The organism is Rhizobium sp. R711 (assembly GCF_002211365.1).
Taxonomy (GTDB): Bacteria; Pseudomonadota; Alphaproteobacteria; order Rhizobiales; family Rhizobiaceae; genus Rhizobium.
Genome location: NZ_LOKZ01000005.1, coordinates 161,555 through 183,040 on the forward strand (window position 1 = coordinate 161,555; position 21,486 = coordinate 183,040).

Consider the following 21,486-nt stretch of genomic DNA (forward strand, 5'->3'; position numbering starts at 1 on the left):
GCAACGGGAATGCCGCCACCAATCCTTACACAGCAAGCTTGTTGTCGAGATAAAGCTGCAGGGTTGCGCGCGTACCCTTTTCCCACAGGGTTTTCAGTGCGTGGGCAAAGCGCTTGCGGAACACCTCGGATTTCGACACCTCGCCGAAGATGTCGTCGAAGGAGAGGAAGACCATCGGATCGTCCTTCGCTTTCAGTGCTGCCGCATGCAGCCGGTCGGCACTGGCATCGTTGAAGGCGATATCCTTGCCGCTATCGGTCTTGCCCGCAAAGTAGCGGCACCACAGCGCCGACACCAACGCTAGGCCGACAACATCCCTGCCCTGGTTCAGATTGTCGAGCGTCGACGGCAGGATGAATTTCGGCTGCCGGTTCGATCCATCCTGCGCCAGGCGTGGGATGGTGTCGGCAATCTTGGGATTGAGCAGCCGACGCTCGATCAGCGCGAAATAATCGGTCAGCGAAGTGTCAGGCACCGGTGGAACGATCGGAATGATCTCTTCCTTTTCCAGCTTGGCGAGGAAGGCGCGGATCAGCGGGTCTTCCATCGAGTCATGCACGAAATGGATGTCCATCAGCGCTGCCGGATAGGCAATCGCCGCGTGTCCTCCGTTCAGGATGCGGATCTTCATGTGCTCGTAGGGCGTCACATCAGGCACGAAGGTGACGCCGACCTTCTCTAGCGCCGGACGCCCCGCCGTGAACTTGTCTTCCAGCACCCACTGCTTGAACTCTTCGCAATAGACCGGCCAGTTGTCCTCGATGCCGAAGGCGTCCTTCAGAAGATCGATTTCGCGCTGCCCCGTCGCCGGCGTGATGCGGTCCACCATCGCGTTCGGGAAGGCGACATTCGCCTTGATCCAGTCGGCGAAGGCGGGATCGGAAAGCCGCGCCGTGCCGATAACGGCGTTCGAGGTCACGACGCCGTTATGCGGAATGTTGTCGCACGACATGACGGTGAAAGGCACGATACCCTTCTCTTTACGCGCCTTGAGGCCGGCGACGATAAGACCGAAGACCGTCTTCGGTCCGGACGGATTCTGGCCATCCGCGGCGATCGCCGGATGACCCGGATTGAACTTGCCGGACGCGTCGATGAAATAGCCACCCTCGGTGATTGTCATCGAAACGATGCGGATTACGGGATCGGCAAGCTTTGCGATGATCGTCTTTGCGTCGCCGACCGGCAGAATGTCGATCATCGGCGCGGTGACGCGCGCGGCCGTCTTGTTGTTGTCCTGCTCGACGACGGTCGTCAGGAAGTCTTGCGCGGCGAGCTTTTCGCGCATCGCCGCGTCGGAGGGGAGAATGCCCGCGCCGATGATCGCCCAGTCATGATCCTTACCCAGATTGAACAGGTCGTCGAGATAGATCGCCTGGTGGGCGCGGTGGAAATTGCCCACGCCGAAGTGCACGATGCCCGCCTTCAGCGTCGCCCGCTCATAGGTCGGCACGGCGGCCGTTTTTGCCGCCTCGGAAAGCGTTGCCAGCGATAGTTTGCACGTCATGTCTCAGTCCTCTTGAAGGTCTTCGGGATCAGCTATGATCCCGGTATCGGCACGCCGGACACCTTGTCCGGCGTCGCTCTCGTCCCCCACCCGGCAACAATGCGCTCAGATGGCGAGGCCGCCTTCGTTGAATTTGTGGATCCGCGTCTTATCGGGCGTCAGATAAACAACATCGCCGGCCTTTGCCGGAAAGTCGCCACCGCCACGCGCCGTGACATGATCGATACCCTCGACATCGACATGCAGAAAGGTGTCCGCACCGAGATGCTCGGCGACCATGACCTTACCCTTCCAATCGCCGCCTTCGGTCGACAGCAACACATGCTCCGGCCGCACACCGATCGTGGGCGCGCCAAGCTGCGCGGCATACTGGCCCTTCACGAAATTCATCTTCGGCGAACCGATGAAGCCCGCGACGAAAAGGTTGCGCGGCTTGTGATAGAGCTCCAGCGGCGAGCCGACCTGCTCGATATTGCCGCGGTTCAGAACAACGATCTTGTCGGCCATGGTCATGGCTTCGACCTGGTCGTGGGTGACGTAGATCATCGTCGTTTTCAGCTGCTGGTGCAGTTCACTGATCTCGAGGCGCATGTTGACGCGAAGGGCCGCGTCCAGGTTCGAAAGCGGCTCGTCGAAAAGGAAGGCCGACGGCTGGCGCACAATGGCACGGCCGATCGCGACACGCTGGCGCTGACCGCCCGAGAGCTGACGCGGCTTGCGCTCGAGATAGTCGGTGAGGTTGAGGACCCGCGCAGCGTCTGCGACCTTTCTGTCGATCTCCGCCTTGTCGACGCCGGCCATCTTCAACGGGAATGCGATGTTGTTGCGCACGCTCATATGCGGATAGAGCGCATAGGACTGGAACACCATCGCGAGGCCGCGTTCGGACGGCGCCTTCTCGGTCGCGTCCTTGCCATCGATGACAATATTGCCTCCCGACACATCCTCGAGGCCTGCAATCAGCCTGAGAAGTGTGGACTTGCCGCAGCCCGAGGGGCCGACGAAGACGACGAACTCACCGTCCTTGATGTCGAGGTCGATCGACGGGATGACCTTGGCTTCACCGAAGACCTTCGAGACTTTCTGAAGGGTAATGCTGCCCATGTTTCTCTCCCTGATATATTATTTCACCGCGCCGAAGGTCAGGCCGCGGACGAGTTGTTTCTGCGAGAACCAGCCGAGGATCAGGATCGGGGCGATCGCCATCGTGGAGGCCGCCGAAAGCTTGGCGTAAAACAAGCCTTCGGGGCTGGAGTAGGACGCAATGAACGCCGTCAGCGGCGCCGCTTTCGAGGCGCTGAGGTTCAGCGTCCAGAAGGCCTCGTTCCAGGCCAGGATGATGTTGAGGAGCAGTGTTGAGGCAATGCCCGGCACCGCCATCGGCGTCAGCACGTAGATGATCTCCTTGAGAAGCGAGGCGCCGTCCATCCGGGCCGCCTCCAGGATTTCGCCAGGAATTTCCTTGAAGTAGGTGTAGAGCATCCACACGATGATCGGCAGGTTGATCAGCGTCAGCACGATCACCAGTCCAAAACGGCTGTCGAGCAAGCCCGAGTTGCGGAACAGCAGGTAGATCGGGATGAGCGCGCCGACTGGAGGCATCATCTTCGTGGACAGCATCCACATCAGAAGATCCTTCGTCCGCTTGGTCGGCGAGAACGCCATGGCCCAGGCGGCGGGGATGGCGATGATCAGACCGATCAGCGTCGAGCCAAAGGAAATGATCACCGAGTTCATGAAGTGGCTGAGATAGTTTGAGCGGCTCTGTACCTCCGCATAGCTCTCGGTTGTCCAGTGGAAGAACAGGAACTGCGGCGGCGAGGCGATGGCATCCGCTTCCGTTTTGAAGCTGGTCAGGAACGTCCAGAGGATCGGGAAGAAGATCAGGATGCCGAGCGTCCAGGCGATCGCCGTCATGACCACTTTGCGTCGAGTTGAGACCTTTCTAGCCATCTCAAGCCTCCAGATTCTTGCCGACAAGGCGCACGAGGAAGATCGCAACGATGTTGGCGAGGATGACCGCGACGATACCGCCCGCCGAGGCGCCGCCGATATCGAATTGCAGCAGTGCCTGCGCGTAAACGAGGAAGGTAAGGTTCGTGCTCTGCGTACCGGGACCGCCGTTCGTGGTGACCAGGATTTCAGCAAAGACCGAGAGCAGGAAGATCGTCTGGATCAGGATCACCACGGTAATGGCGCGGGCCATGTGTGGCAGGATGATGTAGATGAACTTCGAGATCGCACCGGCGCCATCCATCTCGGCGGCTTCCTTCTGCTCTTCATCGAGCGACTGCAATGCCGTCAGCATGATGAGGGTCGCAAAAGGCAGCCACTGCCAGGCAACGATGAGAATGATCGAAAACAGCGGCGCATTCGCCAGCCAGTCGTAAGGCTGCAGGCCGAACGCCTTGGCAAGATGCGCGAAGAGCCCGTTGACCGGGTTCATGAACATGTTCTTCCACACCAGCGCCGCGACAGTCGGCATGACGAAGAAGGGCGCGATCACCAGGATGCGCACGATCCCCTGCCCGTAAATATCCTGGTCGAGCAGCAACGCGAACAGGATGCCACCGATGACAGTGATCAACAGCACTCCAACTACCAGCAGCAACGTGTTGATCAACGCAGAGAGAAAGGCCGGGTCGGTCAGGAAATATTTATAGTTCAGGAAACCGACGAAGGTTTCCATGCCCGGGCTGAGCAAATTGTAGTTCAGCGTCGAGAAGTAGATCGTCATCACGAGCGGGACGATCATCCACAGGAAGAGAAGCACAACGGACGGTGCGACCATCATTCGCGCTGCGGAGCGGGTGTGTAACGTTGCCATGGCGATGACCGATCCTGTTTAAGCGGAGACGGCTGCGGAGCAGCAGAGAAAAAAGGGGGTCGCCAACGCAGTTTGGGCAATTCGGCGACCCAGACGGGCGGGGAGGTCAAAGGCCCCGCCTTCTCAGGAGGTTATTTATTTGATGTAACCAGCCTTGGTCATTTCGCGGGTCGTCAGCTGCTGTGCGCTCTGCAGGGCCTGCTCGACCGAAACCTGGCCGGCTAGAGCTGCGGAGAACTGCTGGCCTACAGCCGTGCCGATACCCTGGAATTCAGGGATGGCGACGAACTGAACACCGACATAGGGGACCGGCTTGACGGTTGGCTTGGTCGGATCGGCCGCGTTGATGCTGTCGAGCGTCATCTTCGCGAACGGAGCTGCCTTCTGGTAATCCGCATTCGCATAGAGCGACGTGCGTGTACCGGGAGGTGCGTTCAGCCAACCTTCCTTCTCGGCGACGAGGTTGGTGTAATCCTTGCTCGTCGCCCAGGCGACGAACTTCTCAGCCGCTTCTACCTTCTGCGAGCCTGCCGGGACCGCGAGGTTCCAGGCCCAGAGCCAGTTGCCGCGCTTGCCGAGACCCTTGTCCGGAGCCAGAGCGAAGCCGACCTTGTCGGCCACGGTGGATTCCTTCGGGTTGCTGACGAAGGACGCAGCAACGGTCGCATCGATCCACATGCCGCACTTGCCGGTCTGGAAGAGCGCCAGGTTTTCGTTGAAGCCGTTTGATGAAGCACCAGGAGGGCCGGCTTCCTTCATCAGGTTTACGTAGAAGTTCAGCGTGTCCTTCCACTCCGGCTGATCGAACTGCGGCTTCCACTGTTCATCGAACCAGCGTGCGCCGAAGGAGTTCGACATCGCCGTCAGGAAGGCCATGTTTTCACCCCAGCCTGCCTTGCCGCGCAGGCAGATGCCGTAGATTTCCTTGTCCTTGTTGGTGATCTTCTTCGCGGCGTCCGCGATGAAATCCCAGGTCGGCGCGTCGGGCATCTTCAGGCCGGCGGCATCGAACAGGTCCTTGCGGTACATGACCATCGAGCTTTCACCGTAGAACGGCGCTGCATAGAGCTTGCCGTCTGCGGTGAGGCCGCTGCGAATAGCTGGCAGCAGGTCGTCAACGTCGTAATCCTTGCCGAGATTATCGAGCGGCAGAAGCCAGCCCTGCTTTGCCCAGATCGGAACTTCGTAGGTACCGATTGTCAGGACGTCGTACTGACCGCCCTTGGTCGCGATGTCGGTCGTAACCTTCTGGCGCAGGACGTTTTCTTCGAGGGTGACCCACTCGAGATCAATGCCGGGGTTCTTTTTCTTGAAGTCGTCCGTCAGCTTCTGCATCCGGATCATGTCGCCGTTGTTGACGGTCGCGATCGTTAGCGTTTCAGCCGAAGCCATGCCGGCAAACGCCAGTGCTGAGCAGGCGCCCAGCAGAAGAGTTCTCAATGTCATATCTTCCTCCCAGAAGATGGGTGCGAGCATTCGCTTTGCTCATGGGCAATTACTCACCTTCAGGAAGAAAATGTCAATTGCCATTCGTTGCTGCGTTAGCGAACGTCTGCATTATCTAATTGAAAATAAAAGAATATATTTTTGCTCACGCCTTGAGCAAATATTCGGCCGTGTCTTCGTCAGTGATCAACGCATTGATTTGGTGGCCCATGACGGCCGCTTTGATCGCCTTGAATTTGCGCTTTCCCTTGCCGATTCCGATGACGGTCGACGACTCACGCGAAGGGATCGACGCCGAGGCGACCCGCTCGTTGATCGGGTTGTCGAGCAGCTTTCCCTCGCCGTCGAACACCCAGCCGCAGATCTCGCCGACGGCGCCGTTGCGCATCAGCTCCATCATCTCATCCTTCTCGAGAAAACCATCGACGCAGAGCGGTCCATCAATGCCGAGCTCGCCGATACCGACGAAGGTGACATCCGCCTGGGCGCTGATTTCCAGTGTCGAGCGGACGAGCTGCTGGCCGTGCAGGGTCTCCCTCTCCTCAGCCGACGTCACAAGAACCGGAAGCGGCATCGGGAAGTGCCGCGCCTTCACGGCATCGGCCATACTGAAGATGACGTTGTAGTAGGCGGCCGAACCGTCGGGGGCGATGTTGCCGGTCAGCGACACGATGCGATGGTTGGGACATTCAATGGCGGGCAGCTGGTCGACCGCGGCCTTCAACGTTCGCCCCGTCCCGACCGCCAACACGATCGGATCCGGGCGCTTCAGCCAGCGCTCGATTTCAGCCGCTGCGGCCTCCGCGATGCCGACCGTCGTCGAGCTCGAACCCGGGTCGCTCGGCACGACCTCGACATGCTTGAGGCTGAACTTCTTGCGCACGGCATCGGCGAGTTCCAGGCAAGCGGCGATCGGATGGTCGAGCCGCACCTTGATTAACCGTTCGGCAACGGCGAGCGATACCAGACGCTGGGCCGATTGCCGCGAAATCCCCATGGAAGAGGCAATCTCATCCTGCGTCCGCCCCGCCACGTAATAGAGCCATCCTGCACGCGCCGCGTCATCCAGCCGTCCCGAAGTCTCGGATTTTCTTACCATGAAGTCTCTACCATGCTGAAAGGACCGGCAGCAGCCGGCGCGAGATGCAGATGCGGCAGATCAAACCAGAAATCGGGCAAATGTCGAGTGCATTGAGAAAATGCACAGCCAATTTTGACTTGCTTCGTGACGGCGGATGCCATCGGCTTGTCATCTTTGTCGATCAAGCCTTGCTTGACCAAGGGTTGAACTGCGGGCTAACTGGCGCCGAGGAAAAAAGCTGTGCGAATTCTGCTGGTTGAAGATGACAGGCTGATCGGTGGAGCGGTGCGCGATCACGTCGCTGCAGCCAATCATGCCGTCGACTGGGTGCAAAACCTCGTCGATGCCGATGCTGCGGCTAGACCTGTCGACTATGGGCTGATCCTTCTCGACCTTCAGCTTCCCGACGGCAGCGGCGTCGAGTTTCTTCGCCGGCTCCGTGAAAGAGGCCTGAAGACACCCGTCATCATCCTGACGGCACGAGATCAGATCTCGGATCGCATCGATGGACTGAACGCCGGCGCCGACGACTATCTCGTCAAGCCATTCCACCTGGACGAACTGGAAGCGCGTATCATGGCGGTCGCGCGTCGTTATGACGCCAATCCGCATCCCGTGCTGCGCATTTCCGATATCGAAATCAACCGGCCCCTGCATCAGCTTTCCGTGGCCGGCGAAACGATCATCCTCACAAGCCGCGAATGGGCGGTGCTCGACCTGTTGACGGCGCGGCCCGGGGCGATCGTTCCGAAGGACCGGATCGAGGAAGCGCTCTACGCGTTCGGCTCGGAGATCGAAAGCAATACGGTCGAGGTTTACGTAAGTCGCCTGCGCAAGAAGATCGGCAAGGACCGGATCCGCACGGCACGCGGCATCGGTTATACGCTTGGATGAAGATGAAACGCGAACGCAGCATTACCGGCCCGCTCATCCTTGCCTTGACCACCGTCATGGTCGTCTTTTGGCTTGCCGCGATCGGCCTCAGCGTCCGTGTGATGCAGCAGGAATTCGATGAGATTTTCGACAGTGCCCAGCAGGAGACGACCGAGCGCCTCTTGGCCTTGATCCTCGATGATCTGAATCAGAACACCAACATCGATCCACGCAGCATCGCCATGCTCAACACAGCGGCTAGCCGCGAGTATTTGACGTATCAGGTGCGCGATCCCAGTGGCAAAGTGGCGCTGCGTTCGAATGATGCCCCGGCCGAGCCCTTCGACGCGCCGCTTCGCACAGGCTTCCACGACACGGCAACGGCTCGCATCTATACGGAAATGACGGCCGACGGTTCTCTATTCCTGCAGGTGGCCGATCGCTTCAAGAACCGACGTGAAGCCGTGCGCGAAAGCTCCTTGACGCTGCTCATCCCCCTGATCGCTCTCATTCCCGTCAGCATTTTCGCGATCTGGTTCATCGTCGGGCGCGCTTTACGACCGATCGAGACACTCCGGCGCGACATCGGTACCAAGGACAGCGGCAACCTGGCCGAGGTGAACGGCCAGAACCTGCCGGTTGAACTGCGACCGATTGCGAGATCGGTCAACCTGCTGTTGGGACGCCTGCGCGCGGCGCTCGAAGCGGAGCGTGAATTCACCGCCAACAGCGCGCACGAACTGAGAACACCGATCGCTGGCGCTCTTGCCCAGACCCAACGCCTTGTCGAGGAACTGCCGCCCGGGGCAACACAGGACCGCGTCCACCAGGTCGAGATCTCGCTCGTCAATCTCGGACGTCTGGCCGAGAAGCTTTTGCAGCTGTCGCGCGCCGAAGCGGGCATCGGCGGGAGCTCAACCGCGGTCGACTTGCGTCCGGTCCTCGACATGGTGGTCACGGACTTTCAGCGTGACAGCCGAACGAATGGCAGGCTTCAGTATTCTGCCGCGCACGATGCAAAGCTCGTCCGCAACGCTGACATGGACGCCTTCGGCATTGTCACGCGAAACTTGATCGAGAACGCCTTGCTGCACGGCGACCCGGAACTTCCGGTCAATGTCAGCCTTGAAAGCGGCGGCATTATCCGCGTCGTCAACGGCGGACCGCTCGTTCGCGATACCGAGATGGCGAGCCTGAAGAAGCGCTTCAGCCGAGGCAAGACGACAGCGTCCGGTTCCGGGCTCGGACTGGCTATCGCCGACCGTATCATTGCCCAAATGGGTGGGACGCTGGAATTGTCGTCGCCGGCGACCGGCGCGAAAACCGGCTTCGAAGCGAAAGTAACGCTTCCAGCCTAGCCCGGATTTGGCTTGCAAAACCCGCGGAAGGGTGCGAGCAGACGCAGAGGCCCTCCAAAGCAGCAGAACCCGAATGATCATCTCTTTCGACATCGGCGGCTCCGCCATCAAGGGCGGCGTGGCGCATTCCGAAGCCGACATCACGCCGCTTGGCCGCCGCCCGACCCCCAAGGACGACTTTTCTGCCTTCGTCGGCACGCTGCGCGCTATCATCGCGGAAACCGACGAGCAGCCAACACGCCTTGCCTTCTCGACCGCCGGCGTCGTCGATCCGGATACGCAACGGCTCACCTGCGCCAATATTCCCTGTATCCACGGCCGCAATCTTGCCGCCGACCTCGAAGCGGAACTGGGCCTGCCGGTTTTGATCGCCAATGACGCGGACTGCTTCGCCATGGCAGAGGCCGATCTCGGCGCCGGACGCGGCCACCGCATCGTTTTGGGTGCCATTCTCGGTACCGGCGTCGGAGGCGGTGTCGTCGCAGACGGCCGGCTGATCAATGCCGCCGGTGGCTTTGCCGGCGAGTGGGGCCATGGCCCAGCGCTGGCGTCTTACGCAGGCAATCCACCCGTCGCGATCCCGGCCTTTCGCTGCGGCTGCGGCCAGAAGGGCTGCGTCGATACGGTCGGCGGCGCCCGCGGTCTCGAGCGATTGCACAAGACTCTTCACGACGTCGATCTCTCCAGCCAGGAGATTATCGATGATTGGCTGAGAGGCGAGGCCAAGGCAGCGCGCACGATTGACGTCTTCGTCGATCTCGTCGCCTCACCGCTCGCACTGACGGTCAACATCACCGGCGCGACCATCGTTCCCGTCGGCGGCGGACTTTCCAACGTCGAACCGCTGCTTGCGGAGCTGGACAGGGCAGTCCGTCAACGCATCCTGCGTAAATTCGATCGCCCGCTGGTGGTCCGCAGCGAATGCCGCGTCGAGCCCGGCCTGATCGGCGCCGCACTACTCGGCTTGAAGGCGGAAGCCGCCCAAGCCTGAGCGTAGGACAAAAGAAAATGGCGCGGTTCTCACCGCGCCATCCTTTTTCATTCAGCCGCCATCGCCGGCGGGTGCGCGGTTTCCGCCTCTGGTGCATTGCCATTGGCAACATCCACCTGCGCTCCTGATGTCTTCGGCTCCTTGCCGAAGAACAGGGCGTAGGCAGCGGGCAGCACCAGGATCGTCAGCACCGTCGCGACCAGAATGCCACCCATCATGGCGTAAGCCAGCGGGCCCCAGAAGACACCACGCGAGATCGGGATCAGCGCCAGGACAGCCGTCAGCGCCGTCAGCATGATCGGGCGGAAACGTCTGACCGCGGCACCGACGATCGCTTCCTGCCTGTTCATCCCCGCCTTGATGTCCTGGTCGATCTGGTCGACGAGGATGATCGAGTTGCGGATGATGATGCCGAGAAGTGCGATGACGCCGAGGATGGCGACGAAGCCGAACGGTGCGCCCGATATCAGCAGGGCTGCGGCCGCCCCGATGATCCCGAGCGGGCCGGTCGCCAGCACGAGCATCGCCTTGCCGAAGTGCTGCAGCTGCGCCATCAGCAAGATGACGATGACGACGAGCATGATCGGCGCCTTGGCCGCGATCGAGGCCTGGCTTTCAGCGGAATCTTCCGCGCCGCCCTGGATCTCGACCTTGTAGCCGGCCGGAAGGCTGTCACGCAGCGATTGCATGTCGGCATACATCTTCATGACGACATCGTTGGACTGCACGCCGTCCGGCAGCGTTGCACGCACGGTGATCGTCGGCAGACGGTCGCGCCGCCATTCGATCCCCTGCTCCAGAACCGGCACCACCTTGGCAACCTGCGAGACTGGGACAAAGCCGCCGAAATCCGTCGGTACGTAGACCGAATTGACCGCCGACAGCAGCGACCGGTTGGCCTCCGGTTCGCGGGCAACGATCGAGACCGTCTCCTCGCCGTCGCGGAAGTCGTCAAGCGGCGCACCGGACACAGCCGTCTGCAGCATCTGACGAACACGCTGCGAGGTGACACCGAGCGCGCGGGCACGGTCCTGGTCGATCACCAGCTTCATCGCCGGCACCGGCTCCAGCCAGTCGTCATGGATCGCGCCGAGCAGCGGATTGGCCTGGAACTTTGCCTTTACCTCGTCGGCGATCTTGCGGACTTCCTGGCGATCCGGCCCCATGATGCGCATCTGCACCGGCCAGCCCGTAGGCGGACCGAGGAACAGACGATCCACCTTGCCGCGGATATCTGGGAAGTCTTCCGCAAGGATGGTCCGCAGCTTCACGATCAGCCGTTCACGCGCCGGCTCGTCGTTTGCCATGACAAGCAGCTGCGCGAAGTTCGGATTGCGAAGCTGCTGGTCGAGCGGCAGGAAGAAGCGCGGGGCGCCCTCGCCGATGTAGGTGGCGACGAACTTCTTGTCCTTGTCATCCATGATCTTGGCTTCGAGCGCCTTTGCCTGCGTCTCAACTTCCTTGATGCTGGTGCCTTCGGGCAGCCAGAGGTCGACGAGAATTTCCGGGCGCGAAGACTGTGGGAAGAAGTTCTGCGGGATGAACTGGAACGCCCAGAGACTGGTCGCAAAGGTCACCAGCGTCATGGCAATGACGATGATGCGATGGCGCACGGCCCAACTGACCGTCGCTCTCAGGCGGTGATAGAAGGGTGTGTCGAAGGCATCGTGATGCTCGCCCGCATGATGGCGCTGCTTCAGGATCATGTAGCCGAGCCATGGCGTGAAATAGACCGCCACGAACCACGAGACGACGAGCGCGATGCCGACGACATAAAACAGCGTGCGCACATATTCACCGGCCGTCGACGCCGCAAAGCCAACGGGAATGAAGCCGGCAGTGGTGATCAGCGTACCCGTCAACATCGGGAAGGCGGTCGAAGAATAAGCGAAGCTCGCCGCCTCGATCTTGACAAGCCCCTCCTCGAGTTTTCGTTCCATCAGTTCGACGACGATCATCGCGTCATCCACCAGCAGGCCGAGCGCGATGATCAGCGCGCCGAGCGAAATGCGCTGCAGGTCGATGCCGAGCTCATACATGATGGCGAAGGTCGCAGCGAGCACGAGTGGGATGGCGATCGCGATGACGAGACCCGAGCGCCAGCCGATCGACAGGAAGGAGACGATCAACACGATGACCAATGCTTCGCCAAGCGCATGCATGAACTCGCTGATCGCGTCAGTGACGACGTCGGGCTGGTTGGAAATCTGGTCGACCGCCACGCCGTAGGGCAGTGATCCCTCGAAGCGCTGGTAAGTGGCTTCGACGTCTTTGCCAACATCGGTCACCTTGAAGCCCTTCGCCATGACGACGCCGACCTGGACGCTCTCGTGACCATTGAAGCGATATTTACGCTGATAGGGATCTTCGAGGCCGGAATAGACCGTGGCGATATCACCAAGACGCGTTACCTGATTGCCAGCCTTCAGCCGCAGCTCGCGGATGTCCTCGGCTTTCGTCACGTCTCCTTCGACGGAAATGCGCACCGAGCGCGTGCCGGTATCGACAGAACCGGCCGGATCGACGCTGTTCTGACCCTTGATCGCGTTCTGCAGGTCGAGCACGGTCAGCCCGCGTTCAGCCAGCGCCTTCGAGGACACGTCGATGTAGATCTTCTCAGGCTGATCGCCGATGATCACCGCCTTTTCGACGCCAGGCGTCGTCAGCAGCATGTCGCGCGCTTGGATCGCGAACTTCTTCAGCTCGGGATAGCTGTAGCCATCGCCGCTGATCGAATGCAGTGTGATGTAGGTGTCGCCGAACTCGTCGTTGAAATAGGGCCCGAGCAGCCCTTCCGGCAGCTCATTGGAGATGTCGCCGACCTTCTTGCGGACCTGATAGAACGCGTCGGCCACGTCGGCCGAATTGGTATCACCCTTGACCTGCAGCGTGATGATGGCGCTGCCCGCGCGCGTATAGGATTTGACCCAGTCGATGTGGGGGGTTTCCTGCAGCTTGCGCTCGATCTTGTTGACGACCTGGTCTTCCATTTCCTGGATGGAAGCACCTGGCCAGATGGCCTGTACGACCATGACGCGGAAGGTGAAATCCGGGTCTTCCTTCTGGCCCATGCGCATCAAGCCGAGCACGCCGGTGATGATGATCAAGCCGAACAGGAAGCGCGCGATGCTTGGATGGCCAATCGCCCAGCGCGACAGGTTGAAGGGACGCTTCTCGGCGGTCGAGTTGTCCATGATCGTATCCTTTCCTGCCGGGCCTTAGCGAATGATGTCGCCGGTTTCGGCTTGCGCCGACTGCTGTTCCGGCAGCTTGATCTTGAGGTTCTCGGTCATGAACTGCGTGCCGGCCGCAACGACGAGATCGCCAGTTTTCAGCCCGTCGGCGACATGGACGCCGCCGCCGGTGAAATCCGAGACCTTGACTTCGCGAGCATGGACGGTCGACGCACTACGGTCGACGACCCAGACGATCTTCTTGCCGTCCTTCTCGGCAAGTGCACTGAGCGGAATGGCAACGTTGGTCTCGGCATTGCCAATAGCAGCCTCGATCGTCGCCGTCATGCCGAGCAGCACGCGGTCGTCGGTCGGAAGGCTGACGCGAACCGCGAAAGTCCGTGACTGCGCATCGGCACTGCCGGAAACCTCGCGCACTTTGCCATCGAGCACCAGCTTGTTGTCGGACCAGAAGCTGGCCTTGACCGTCTTGCCCGACTTGAACTGCGCTATGTCGTTTTCCGGAACAGCAATCTGCACTTCCTTTTCGCCGTCGAGCGCGACGGTGACGACAGGTGTACCTGCCGCGACAACGGCTCCGGTATCCGCGCTGATCGACGTTACGATGCCATTCCGGTCAGCCTTGAGCTCCGTATAGGCGACCTGGTTCTTGGCCTGATCGAGTGACGACGCCGCTGCATCGCGCGTTGAGACCGCTTGATCATAGCTAAGCGCGGCCTGCTCCATCTGCGATTTTGCCGTAACGCTCTTGTCGAAGAGTTGCTGAGCACGCTTGTTGGCCAGATCGGCGGTTCCCACACCCTTTTCGGCAGCGGCCAGGTTTGCCTCGGCGGTCTTGACCGCCAACTGATAGTCGGTCGGATCGATCTCGGCGAGCAAATCACCCGGCTTGACGCGATCGCCGATGTTGACGCGGCGGTCGGTGATTTTCCCCGCGACGCGGAAGCCGAGATTCATCTCGACGCGAGCCTTCACCGCACCGGAGTAATCCAGCGCGCGCGTATCGCCAGCCTGTGCGATCTCCACGACCTTGACCGGCCGGATGATTTCTTTCGTCTCGGCTTTCTTCTCTTCGCTGCAGCCGGATACGGTAAACGCAACGGCGCCAAGGAGCGCGAGACTGACAAAGGACGGCAACTGGACTGTCTTCAGCGAAATCATCTTTCGCACTCCTGAAATAGGTTATCGGTTGATCTGCGGCCCTTGCCGCGAATTATTTCTTCAGCGCCCTGATGGAGAACTCGACCAGTTCGTCGACGGTGGCGCGGTTGGTCTTGGCGAGACATTGCGCCACCATCTGCGGATGACAGAGGGTAACGGTGGCCGCCCCGAAGCAGCGTGAGGCAACATCCGCATCCTGCTCGGCAAACTCGCCGGCAGCGATCCCTTCGCGGATCACATCGGCGAGCAATTCATGAATACTGTCGACATGCTTTTCGATGACGTGCCAGTCACGCTCGATGGCGACGACGACCATCTCATGCACCTTTTCCTGGTCAAGCATGGTCTCGACGGTCATCTGGTATTGGCCCTGCACGAATTTGCGCAGCCGATCGGACGCGCTGATGGGCAGGTGGCAGGCGTCGTAGGCCATCTGGTAGCTGGCAGCGAGCATGCGGCCGCAGATCGCCTGGTGGATCTCCACCTTTGAGGCAAAGAAGCGGTAGACGTTGGCCGGCGACATCCCGAGATCGCGGGCAATGTCGGCAACCGTTGTCTTCGTATATCCGTAATGACGGAAAAGCCGTTCGGCAGCGTCGAGAATGCGCGTCACATTCTCCTGACGGACTACTTCGATCGTATTTTCCGCAGCATCGCTGATCAATTTCGGACACCTCACTTACGACTGACGATTTTCGAATTTCGTCAGTCGTAAAATATCAATCGTAATTTGTCAAGGTTTTCTCGGAATGCAACGCCGTCCCGACGCCGCTAAAGGGCTGCGGTCAGTAAGTTGGATCGGAATTCGGAATAATGTGGGAAGGCTAAGGCGCACGACATCGCCCGCCAACCTAAGCTGCGGGGCATGACGCTGCGATAAAATGGAACTTAAAAGACCAGGCAGACGACAAGTGCCGGCATCAATGCGCGGCACTCGGTCTTAAGTCATCGCTCAGGCAAGCTTGACCTCCAGCGAGATCGGAACAGCCGAGAGTGCCTTCGACACCGGGCATCCGGTCTTGGCCTTGTTGGCGAGTTCGATGAATGTCCTTTCATCGGTGTTCGGAACCGTGCCGGTCAGCGTAAGGTGGATCGCCGTAATCGCGAAACCGCTCTCCACGCTTTCAAGCGTCACCTTTGCCGTCGTCTCCATATCGGTCGCCTTGAGGCCCGCCTCTTCGAGGATGAGCGACAGTGCCATCGTGAAGCAGCCCGCATGCGCCGCCCCGATCAGCTCCTCCGGATTCGTACCTGGGATACCTTCGAAGCGGCTCGAAAAACCGTAGGGATAGTGTTTGAGCGCGCCACTCTGCGTGGAAATCTGCCCCTTGCCGTCCTTCAGACCGCCCGACCACTGCGCTGAACCTGTACGATTGATCTGCATGCCGTTCTCCTATCCGGGTTAGAGGAAGCTGAAAGAGGCATCGCCTCTTTAACGCGATATAATCCTCTATCGGCAGAAGGCGACAACGCCGTGAAATTTCTTCGAGGCGGGCACCTTAAAGGCGATCAGATCTCCATTCGCGCCGTGTCAAGCGTATAGAGTTCCTGGGCGCGCTTGACGCCCTTAAGCGCATAGCGACCGACGCAAGCCAAAGCGCCGCGCTCACCCTCGGGGATCGTGGCCGCAAATTCCGACGACATCAGCACGTTGAAATCGACGGATCGGCACATCGAGGCAATCCGGCTAACCTCGTTCACGGCAGGCCCGATGACCGTAAAGTCCAGGCGCTCGCGGCTGCCGATATTGCCGTAGAAGACATCACCGATATGCAGACCGATATAAACCTCCGTCGTCGGGCGTCCCTCGAGCGCGCGCTCATCGTTCAACACCTTCAGCTTTTGCCGTAGCAATCGCTCGGCCTGCAGCGACGCGCAGCAGGCATCGGCCGGCTCGTCGGCCTTGAAGATAGCCAGGACCCCATCGCCGATCAGCTTCAACACGTCGCCGCCCGCCTCGTGGATCGCGGAAATGACGACATCGCTGTAGGCATTCAGCATCGGCAGGATTTCTTCCGGCGGCGCGCTGTCCGATATCTTGGTGTAATTCAGAAGATCCGAGAACCATAGAGCTGCCGAGATACGCTCCGACTTGCCGCGCGTGATTTTGCCTTCCAGCACCTGCCGCGCGGCGTCGTCACCAAGGTAGACTTCAGCAATCGTCCTGGCGATGCGGGCCAATGCGATGCATTTGATCGCAAGCGCCAGCACCGGCACCAGCTTTCGCAGGATCGCGAGGTCGTGATCGGAAAAGCCCTCCGGATGGCGCGTTGCGAAATGAGAAAAGAAGCAATCCATTTCGCCGATCGTGCCTGCCTTGGCAAAACGATGGACCATCGCGACGAAGTCGGTGTGGCCCTGCTCGAGCATCGATTCGAGCATGACGAAGTCGGTTGGATCGCCGAAGCCGATGCGCCGCCTGACCTCGTTTTCTTCGCCGGCCCAAAGATAGTAGAAGGCGGATCGCTGCCAACTCTCCAGCGCCGTACCTTCGCTGGAGGGGCCGTACTCGAATTCGGCTTCGATTTCCTCGCGGCTGTCCCAGCGAAAGGCGCGACCTTCGTGGACGGGATGGAGCGTGTCCATCAGCGCCATGCCGCGATCGAGCGGCAGGCCCCGCTCGCGGCAGATGTTGCAGAAGCCGGTCAGGAGTTCCGCCTCGGAGGCGCCTTTCAGCCCCTGCTCCGTCAGCCAGGCCGCAACTGTTCCTATCTCACTGTATTCCATGCCGTTTCCCTCGCTGGTGCGAAAGCTGTATCGCGATTTCGCCGACAAGGGAAAGGCAAAGCTCAACCCAAGACAGGCATGTTGTAAGGTGTAACAATTTCCACCGCCGACAATGCCGGAGGCGCAATTCCGCCTCTCATCGATCGGCTCATGACGGCGCGAAAGGCCGATCGGGCGTCCGTGCGCAGATCATGATGCAGCACGAAGCTGATCTTGCGAGCGGTGAGCAGAGCGCGATTGTCCGCATCGAGATCATGCGCAACGAAGACACGGACTGGCCGCTGCGCCGCTTCGAAGGCGGCCACCACCGCCCGATTTCCGCCGCCAATGGAATAAACCGCATTGATCGCCGGGTCCGCCGCGATAGCCTGCATGGCCAGCGTACCTGTCGCCGCATCGGTGCCGTGTCCTTCACTGATCTCGGTCACGCCGATCCGCGGATAGCTTTCGCGCAGCAGGCGGCGAAAGCCGATCTCCCGCTCCTCCTCGCCGCGAAAGCGACCGCTGGAGAGCGTGACGAGCACGCGCCCCGGCTCGTCGCCGAAATGCTCCCCAATGAGATAGGCGGCCGTCTCGCCGGCTGCCCGGTTGTCCGCGCCTGCGTAAGCGGTGCGTGACGAATTCGGCAGGTCCGTCACCAACGTCACCACGGGAATCCCCGCCTCCGTGGCGCGGGAAACGGCCGCGGCGACATCAGGAACATCCGGCGCCTTCAGCACGATGCCGTTGGTGCCGCGCAGCCGGATCCGGTCGAGCAGTTGCACCAACTCTGTTTGCTTCATCACCTCGGCGAAATGGAAACGGCACCGGAACACCATCGGCAGGAACGTGGCAACCTCCGCCTCGAAGGCATCGCGAACGGCAGTGCTGAAGCGTTCCGGCGTTTCCATGACCACATCGATGGCGAGCTTGCGTCCACTCACCTCGCCACCGGTCTGCTGCTTCTCCAGCTCTGCAATCGCGGCCTGCACCCGCATCATCGTCTGATGCCTGACGCCGCTCCTGCCATTGAGAACGCGATCCACGGTCGCGGTACTCAACCCGGCCTGGAAGGCGATATCCTTGACGAGAAACCGATGTGCCATGCAATCCGTGTTGATGGTTTTTTGATGGATTTCTGATCTATAACACACCAGCCGGCGGCGTATAGTGCCCTCATCGGAAAGGGAGGAGCACCTGATGAAAACCGACAACCTACGGAAACTGCGCGCCGATCGCGTCTGGCTGACCGAGGATTCCTGCGATCTCGGCGACTTCCGCAAGGTTGCCGAGAAGACGACGGCACTGGCCGACTATCCGACGGCTGACGCCGTGGAAAAGAACATTCTGATCTATGACAGCGCCAAGGTCGTTGCAGCGATCGCCAGTCCTGAAGGCCGCAGAGCGGTTTTCGCCGAGATCTGCGAAGCCTTCGGCGAGGGCCCAGGCGTCGTCGTCTTCAAGCGCGCTTACAGAGATACCGGTGTCATCGACTGCGCCAGCGCAATATTCGACGAGATTATCGAGGAGCAGCACCGTACGGCAACCGGCGGCGGCGATCACTTTGCCAAGCCAGGCGCCAATGACCGCATCTGGAACTCGCTGGAAAAGCACTGCCTCGCCGACCCCGAGAACTTCGCCGAATACTACGCAAATCCGATCGTCGCGATCGCAAGCGAAGCCTGGCTCGGCCCAAGCTATCAAATGACCGCCCAGGTCAACCGGGTCAATCCGGGCGGCGCGGCACAATCCGCTCACCGCGACTACCATCTTGGCTTCCAGTCATCCAAGGTGATCGAGCGGTTCCCGGCGCATGTGCACAGGCTGTCCCCGGTACTGACGTTGCAGGGCGCGGTCGCTCATTGCGACATGCCGCTCGAAAGCGGCCCTACCCTTTTCCTGCCGCACAGCCAGACCTACGAGCCGGGCTACCTCGCGCTCAAGCGCCAGGAGTTCAAGGACTATTTCGAGACCCATCATGTGCAGCTGCCGCTCGAAAAGGGCGACGTGGTGTTCTTCAATCCGGCCCTCTTCCACGCAGCCGGTACGAACCGGTCGACAGACATCAAGCGCGTCGCCAATCTGCTGCAGGTCTCCTCCGCATTCGGCCGCGCGATGGAGACTGTCAATCGCGAGCGCATGAGCGCCAAGCTGTTTCCGGCCTTGAAGGCGCTCAGGGGCAAGCTGTCCGAAACCGAGATCGGCAACGCGGTTGCTGCCTGCGCCGAGGGCTACTCGTTCCCGACCAACCTCGACCGCGACCCACCGCTTGGCGGCCTTGCCCCGAAGACGCAAACGCAGCTGATGCACGAGGCGCTTGAGGAGAATTGGGATGACGCGCGGTTCCTCTCGGCACTGGCGCAACAGAGCGAGCGGCGACTAAGCTGACGCATCCGCATTGACGACATCAGCTCCCGGCGCCCACGGTGCCGGGAGCTTTCGGCATATAGGCCATCATTCAAAGGAGGAGACACATGACAACAGACCACACCCGCCTCGACGGCAAGATCGCCATCGTGACCGGCGGCACACAGGGACTCGGGGCAACAATCGCCCGCCTCTTTGCCGAGCGCGGTGCCAAGGGCCTCGTCATCTGCGGCCGCAACGAGCAGAAGGGGAAGGCGAAAGCCGAAGAGATCGCTGCCGCCACGGGCGTCAAGGTCGTGTACGTCAAGGCCGATCTCGGGCAGGTCGAGGACGCTCGAAACGTCGTTCATGTCTGCGACCAGACGTTCGGCCGCGTGGATGCCCTTGTGAATGCGGCCGCCATCACCGACCGCGGCACCATTCTGGACACCAGTCCGGAACTCTTCGACGCCATGTTCGCCATCAACGTGCGCGCGCCGTTCTTCCTGATACAGGAAACGGTGAAGGTGATGCGGCGCGAGAAGATCGAGGGAACCATCGTCAATATCGGCTCCATGTCTGCCAAGGCAGGGCAGCCCTTCATTGCCGCCTATTGCGCCTCGAAGGGCGCCCTGGAAACCCTCACGAAGAACACAGCCTACGCGCTTCTACGCAACCGCATCCGGGTCAACGGCCTCAATATCGGCTGGATGGCCTCAGAGGGTGAGGATCGCATTCAGCGGGAATTCCACGGCGCACCGGCTGACTGGCTGGAAAAGGCGGCCGCCAGCCAGCCGTTCGGCCGTCTCGTGGATCCTGAGGAAGTGGCACGCGCCTGCGCCTATCTCTCCGCGGCGGAATCCGGCCTCATGACCGGCTCGATGATCTGCTTCGACCAGTCGATCTGGGGCGCCTATGACGGTTCGCCGCATCCGGACACAGCTCTCTGAAAAAATGCAGAGCCTGACGCTTTTGCCAACGCCGGGCTCTGGAACACATCACCGTTTACGTTTACGAAGGGCGTCACATCGCTTTGGGAGGAGCTGACCTGTGTCGGAAGATGCGCTCTATGACATCCGTGACGACCGTTTCCGTGGCCTGATCGTCGGCAACGCCCGGCTGGAGGAACTCTACAGCGGTTGCCGCTGGGCCGAAGGTCCCGTCTGGTTCTCCGATCTGAATTGCCTGCTCTGGAGCGATATCCCCAATGAGCGGATGATGCGCTGGGTGCCCGACGGCTGCGTCTCGGTCTTTCGCTCTCCCTCGAACTACGTCAACGGCAATACGCGCGACCGCCAGGGTCGGTTGATTTCCTGCGAGCATGGCGGCCGGCGCGTCACCCGCACCGAATTCGATGGCCGCATCACGGTGCTGGCCGACAGCTACAGAGGCAAGCGCCTGAATTCCCCGAACGACGTCGTCGTCAAGTCGGACGGCTCGATCTGGTTCACCGATCCGACCTACGGCATCATGTCCGACTATGAGGGTCACAAGGCAGAGCCCGAACAAGAAACCCGCAACGTCTATCGCATCGACGCTCCGACCGGTGAGATCGAGGCTGTCGTTACCGACTTCATCCAGCCCAACGGCTTGGCCTTTTCGCCTGATGAGAAGCAGCTCTACATCGCCGATTCCGGCTCCTCCAACCATGAGGTCCCGCGCCACATCCGCGTTTTTGATGTTGTCGACGGCAAGAAGCTGACGAACAGCCGGTATTTCTGCTCAATTGACAGCGGCGTGCCGGATGGTTTCCGTTTTGATGTCAGCGGCAATCTCTGGACCAGCGCGGCTGATGGCGTTCACTGTTTCGCGCCCGACGGCACGCTGCTCGGCAAGATCAAGGTGCCGCAGACGGTCTCGAACATCGCCTTTGGTGGCGTGAAAAAGAACCGCCTGTTCATCACCGCCACCCAATCGCTGTATTCGATTTACACCACCACCAACGGCGCCCAGTATCCATAGGATAGCATCGCGCGCCATCGAACCAGGACGTCAG

Annotated in this window: 18 protein-coding genes; 6 read left to right on the forward strand and 12 right to left on the reverse strand. The window is 60.6% G+C overall.

Annotation, left to right across the window (positions count from 1 at the left end; genetic code table 11):
• Positions 1-25: 25 nt before the first annotated feature.
• The 6 genes from ATY80_RS09520 to ATY80_RS09545 form a co-directional block, all read right to left on the reverse strand.
• Entirely contained in the window at positions 26-1,507 is a 1,482-nt protein-coding gene (locus ATY80_RS09520; RefSeq protein WP_088692189.1) for a mannitol dehydrogenase family protein, read from the reverse strand.
• Between the two features lie 105 nt (positions 1,508-1,612).
• Complete coding sequence (locus ATY80_RS09525) at positions 1,613-2,611, reverse strand: ABC transporter ATP-binding protein (RefSeq protein ID WP_088692190.1); 999 nt, start codon at positions 2,609-2,611, stop codon at positions 1,613-1,615.
• Between the two features lie 18 nt (positions 2,612-2,629).
• Positions 2,630-3,460: a carbohydrate ABC transporter permease gene (locus ATY80_RS09530; protein ID WP_088692191.1), complete on the reverse strand. Its 831-nt coding sequence runs from the start codon at positions 3,458-3,460 to the stop codon at positions 2,630-2,632.
• A 1-nt stretch (position 3,461) separates the two neighbouring features.
• A complete protein-coding gene (locus ATY80_RS09535; RefSeq protein ID WP_088692192.1) occupies positions 3,462-4,334 on the reverse strand; it encodes a sugar ABC transporter permease in 873 nt (290 codons plus the stop codon).
• A gap of 135 nt (positions 4,335-4,469) precedes the next feature.
• Positions 4,470-5,780 (reverse strand): sugar ABC transporter substrate-binding protein, encoded by a 1,311-nt coding sequence (locus ATY80_RS09540; protein WP_088692231.1) that lies wholly within the window; start codon positions 5,778-5,780, stop codon positions 4,470-4,472.
• Between the two features lie 145 nt (positions 5,781-5,925).
• Entirely contained in the window at positions 5,926-6,879 is a 954-nt protein-coding gene (locus tag ATY80_RS09545; protein WP_088692193.1) for a sugar-binding transcriptional regulator, read from the reverse strand.
• Positions 6,880-7,101: 222 nt separating this feature from the next.
• Between ATY80_RS09545 and ATY80_RS09555 the strand changes: the two genes are divergently transcribed.
• From ATY80_RS09555 to ATY80_RS09565, 3 genes are all read left to right on the forward strand, one after another.
• Positions 7,102-7,755, forward strand: a complete 654-nt coding sequence (locus ATY80_RS09555) for a response regulator (RefSeq protein WP_088692195.1) — start codon at positions 7,102-7,104, stop codon at positions 7,753-7,755.
• Positions 7,756-7,757: 2 nt separating this feature from the next.
• Entirely contained in the window at positions 7,758-9,092 is a 1,335-nt protein-coding gene (locus tag ATY80_RS09560) for an ATP-binding protein (protein WP_088692232.1), read from the forward strand.
• 73 nt (positions 9,093-9,165) lie between these two features.
• On the forward strand, positions 9,166-10,083 hold the full coding sequence (locus ATY80_RS09565; RefSeq protein ID WP_088692196.1) for an ROK family protein: 918 nt from the start codon (positions 9,166-9,168) through the stop codon (positions 10,081-10,083).
• 47 nt (positions 10,084-10,130) lie between these two features.
• Here ATY80_RS09565 and ATY80_RS09570 read toward each other — a convergent pair whose 3' ends face one another.
• The 6 genes from ATY80_RS09570 to ATY80_RS09595 form a co-directional block, all read right to left on the reverse strand.
• Positions 10,131-13,277, reverse strand: coding sequence for an efflux RND transporter permease subunit (locus ATY80_RS09570; RefSeq protein ID WP_088692197.1), 3,147 nt, complete (start codon positions 13,275-13,277; stop codon positions 10,131-10,133).
• A 24-nt stretch (positions 13,278-13,301) separates the two neighbouring features.
• Positions 13,302-14,438: an efflux RND transporter periplasmic adaptor subunit gene (locus ATY80_RS09575; protein ID WP_088692198.1), complete on the reverse strand. Its 1,137-nt coding sequence runs from the start codon at positions 14,436-14,438 to the stop codon at positions 13,302-13,304.
• A gap of 52 nt (positions 14,439-14,490) precedes the next feature.
• Positions 14,491-15,099: a TetR family transcriptional regulator gene (locus ATY80_RS09580; RefSeq protein WP_088692233.1), complete on the reverse strand. Its 609-nt coding sequence runs from the start codon at positions 15,097-15,099 to the stop codon at positions 14,491-14,493.
• Positions 15,100-15,390: 291 nt separating this feature from the next.
• Positions 15,391-15,822: an OsmC family protein gene (locus ATY80_RS09585; RefSeq protein WP_088692199.1), complete on the reverse strand. Its 432-nt coding sequence runs from the start codon at positions 15,820-15,822 to the stop codon at positions 15,391-15,393.
• Between the two features lie 125 nt (positions 15,823-15,947).
• Complete coding sequence (locus ATY80_RS09590; protein ID WP_088692234.1) at positions 15,948-17,165, reverse strand: adenylate/guanylate cyclase domain-containing protein; 1,218 nt, start codon at positions 17,163-17,165, stop codon at positions 15,948-15,950.
• Between the two features lie 62 nt (positions 17,166-17,227).
• Positions 17,228-18,250: a LacI family DNA-binding transcriptional regulator gene (locus tag ATY80_RS09595; protein WP_088692200.1), complete on the reverse strand. Its 1,023-nt coding sequence runs from the start codon at positions 18,248-18,250 to the stop codon at positions 17,228-17,230.
• A gap of 94 nt (positions 18,251-18,344) precedes the next feature.
• Here ATY80_RS09595 and ATY80_RS09600 point away from each other — a divergent pair, with 94 nt between their 5' ends.
• The 3 genes from ATY80_RS09600 to ATY80_RS09610 all read left to right on the forward strand — a co-directional run bounded on the left by ATY80_RS09600 (position 18,345) and on the right by ATY80_RS09610 (position 21,452).
• Complete coding sequence (locus ATY80_RS09600) at positions 18,345-19,532, forward strand: phytanoyl-CoA dioxygenase family protein (protein WP_088692201.1); 1,188 nt, start codon at positions 18,345-18,347, stop codon at positions 19,530-19,532.
• Positions 19,533-19,618: 86 nt separating this feature from the next.
• Positions 19,619-20,440 carry an SDR family oxidoreductase gene (locus ATY80_RS09605; protein WP_088692202.1) on the forward strand — a complete coding sequence of 274 codons (822 nt, stop codon included), beginning with the start codon at positions 19,619-19,621 and terminating at the stop codon, positions 20,438-20,440.
• Between the two features lie 100 nt (positions 20,441-20,540).
• Positions 20,541-21,452: an SMP-30/gluconolactonase/LRE family protein gene (locus ATY80_RS09610; RefSeq protein ID WP_088692203.1), complete on the forward strand. Its 912-nt coding sequence runs from the start codon at positions 20,541-20,543 to the stop codon at positions 21,450-21,452.
• Positions 21,453-21,486 lie beyond the last annotated feature (34 nt).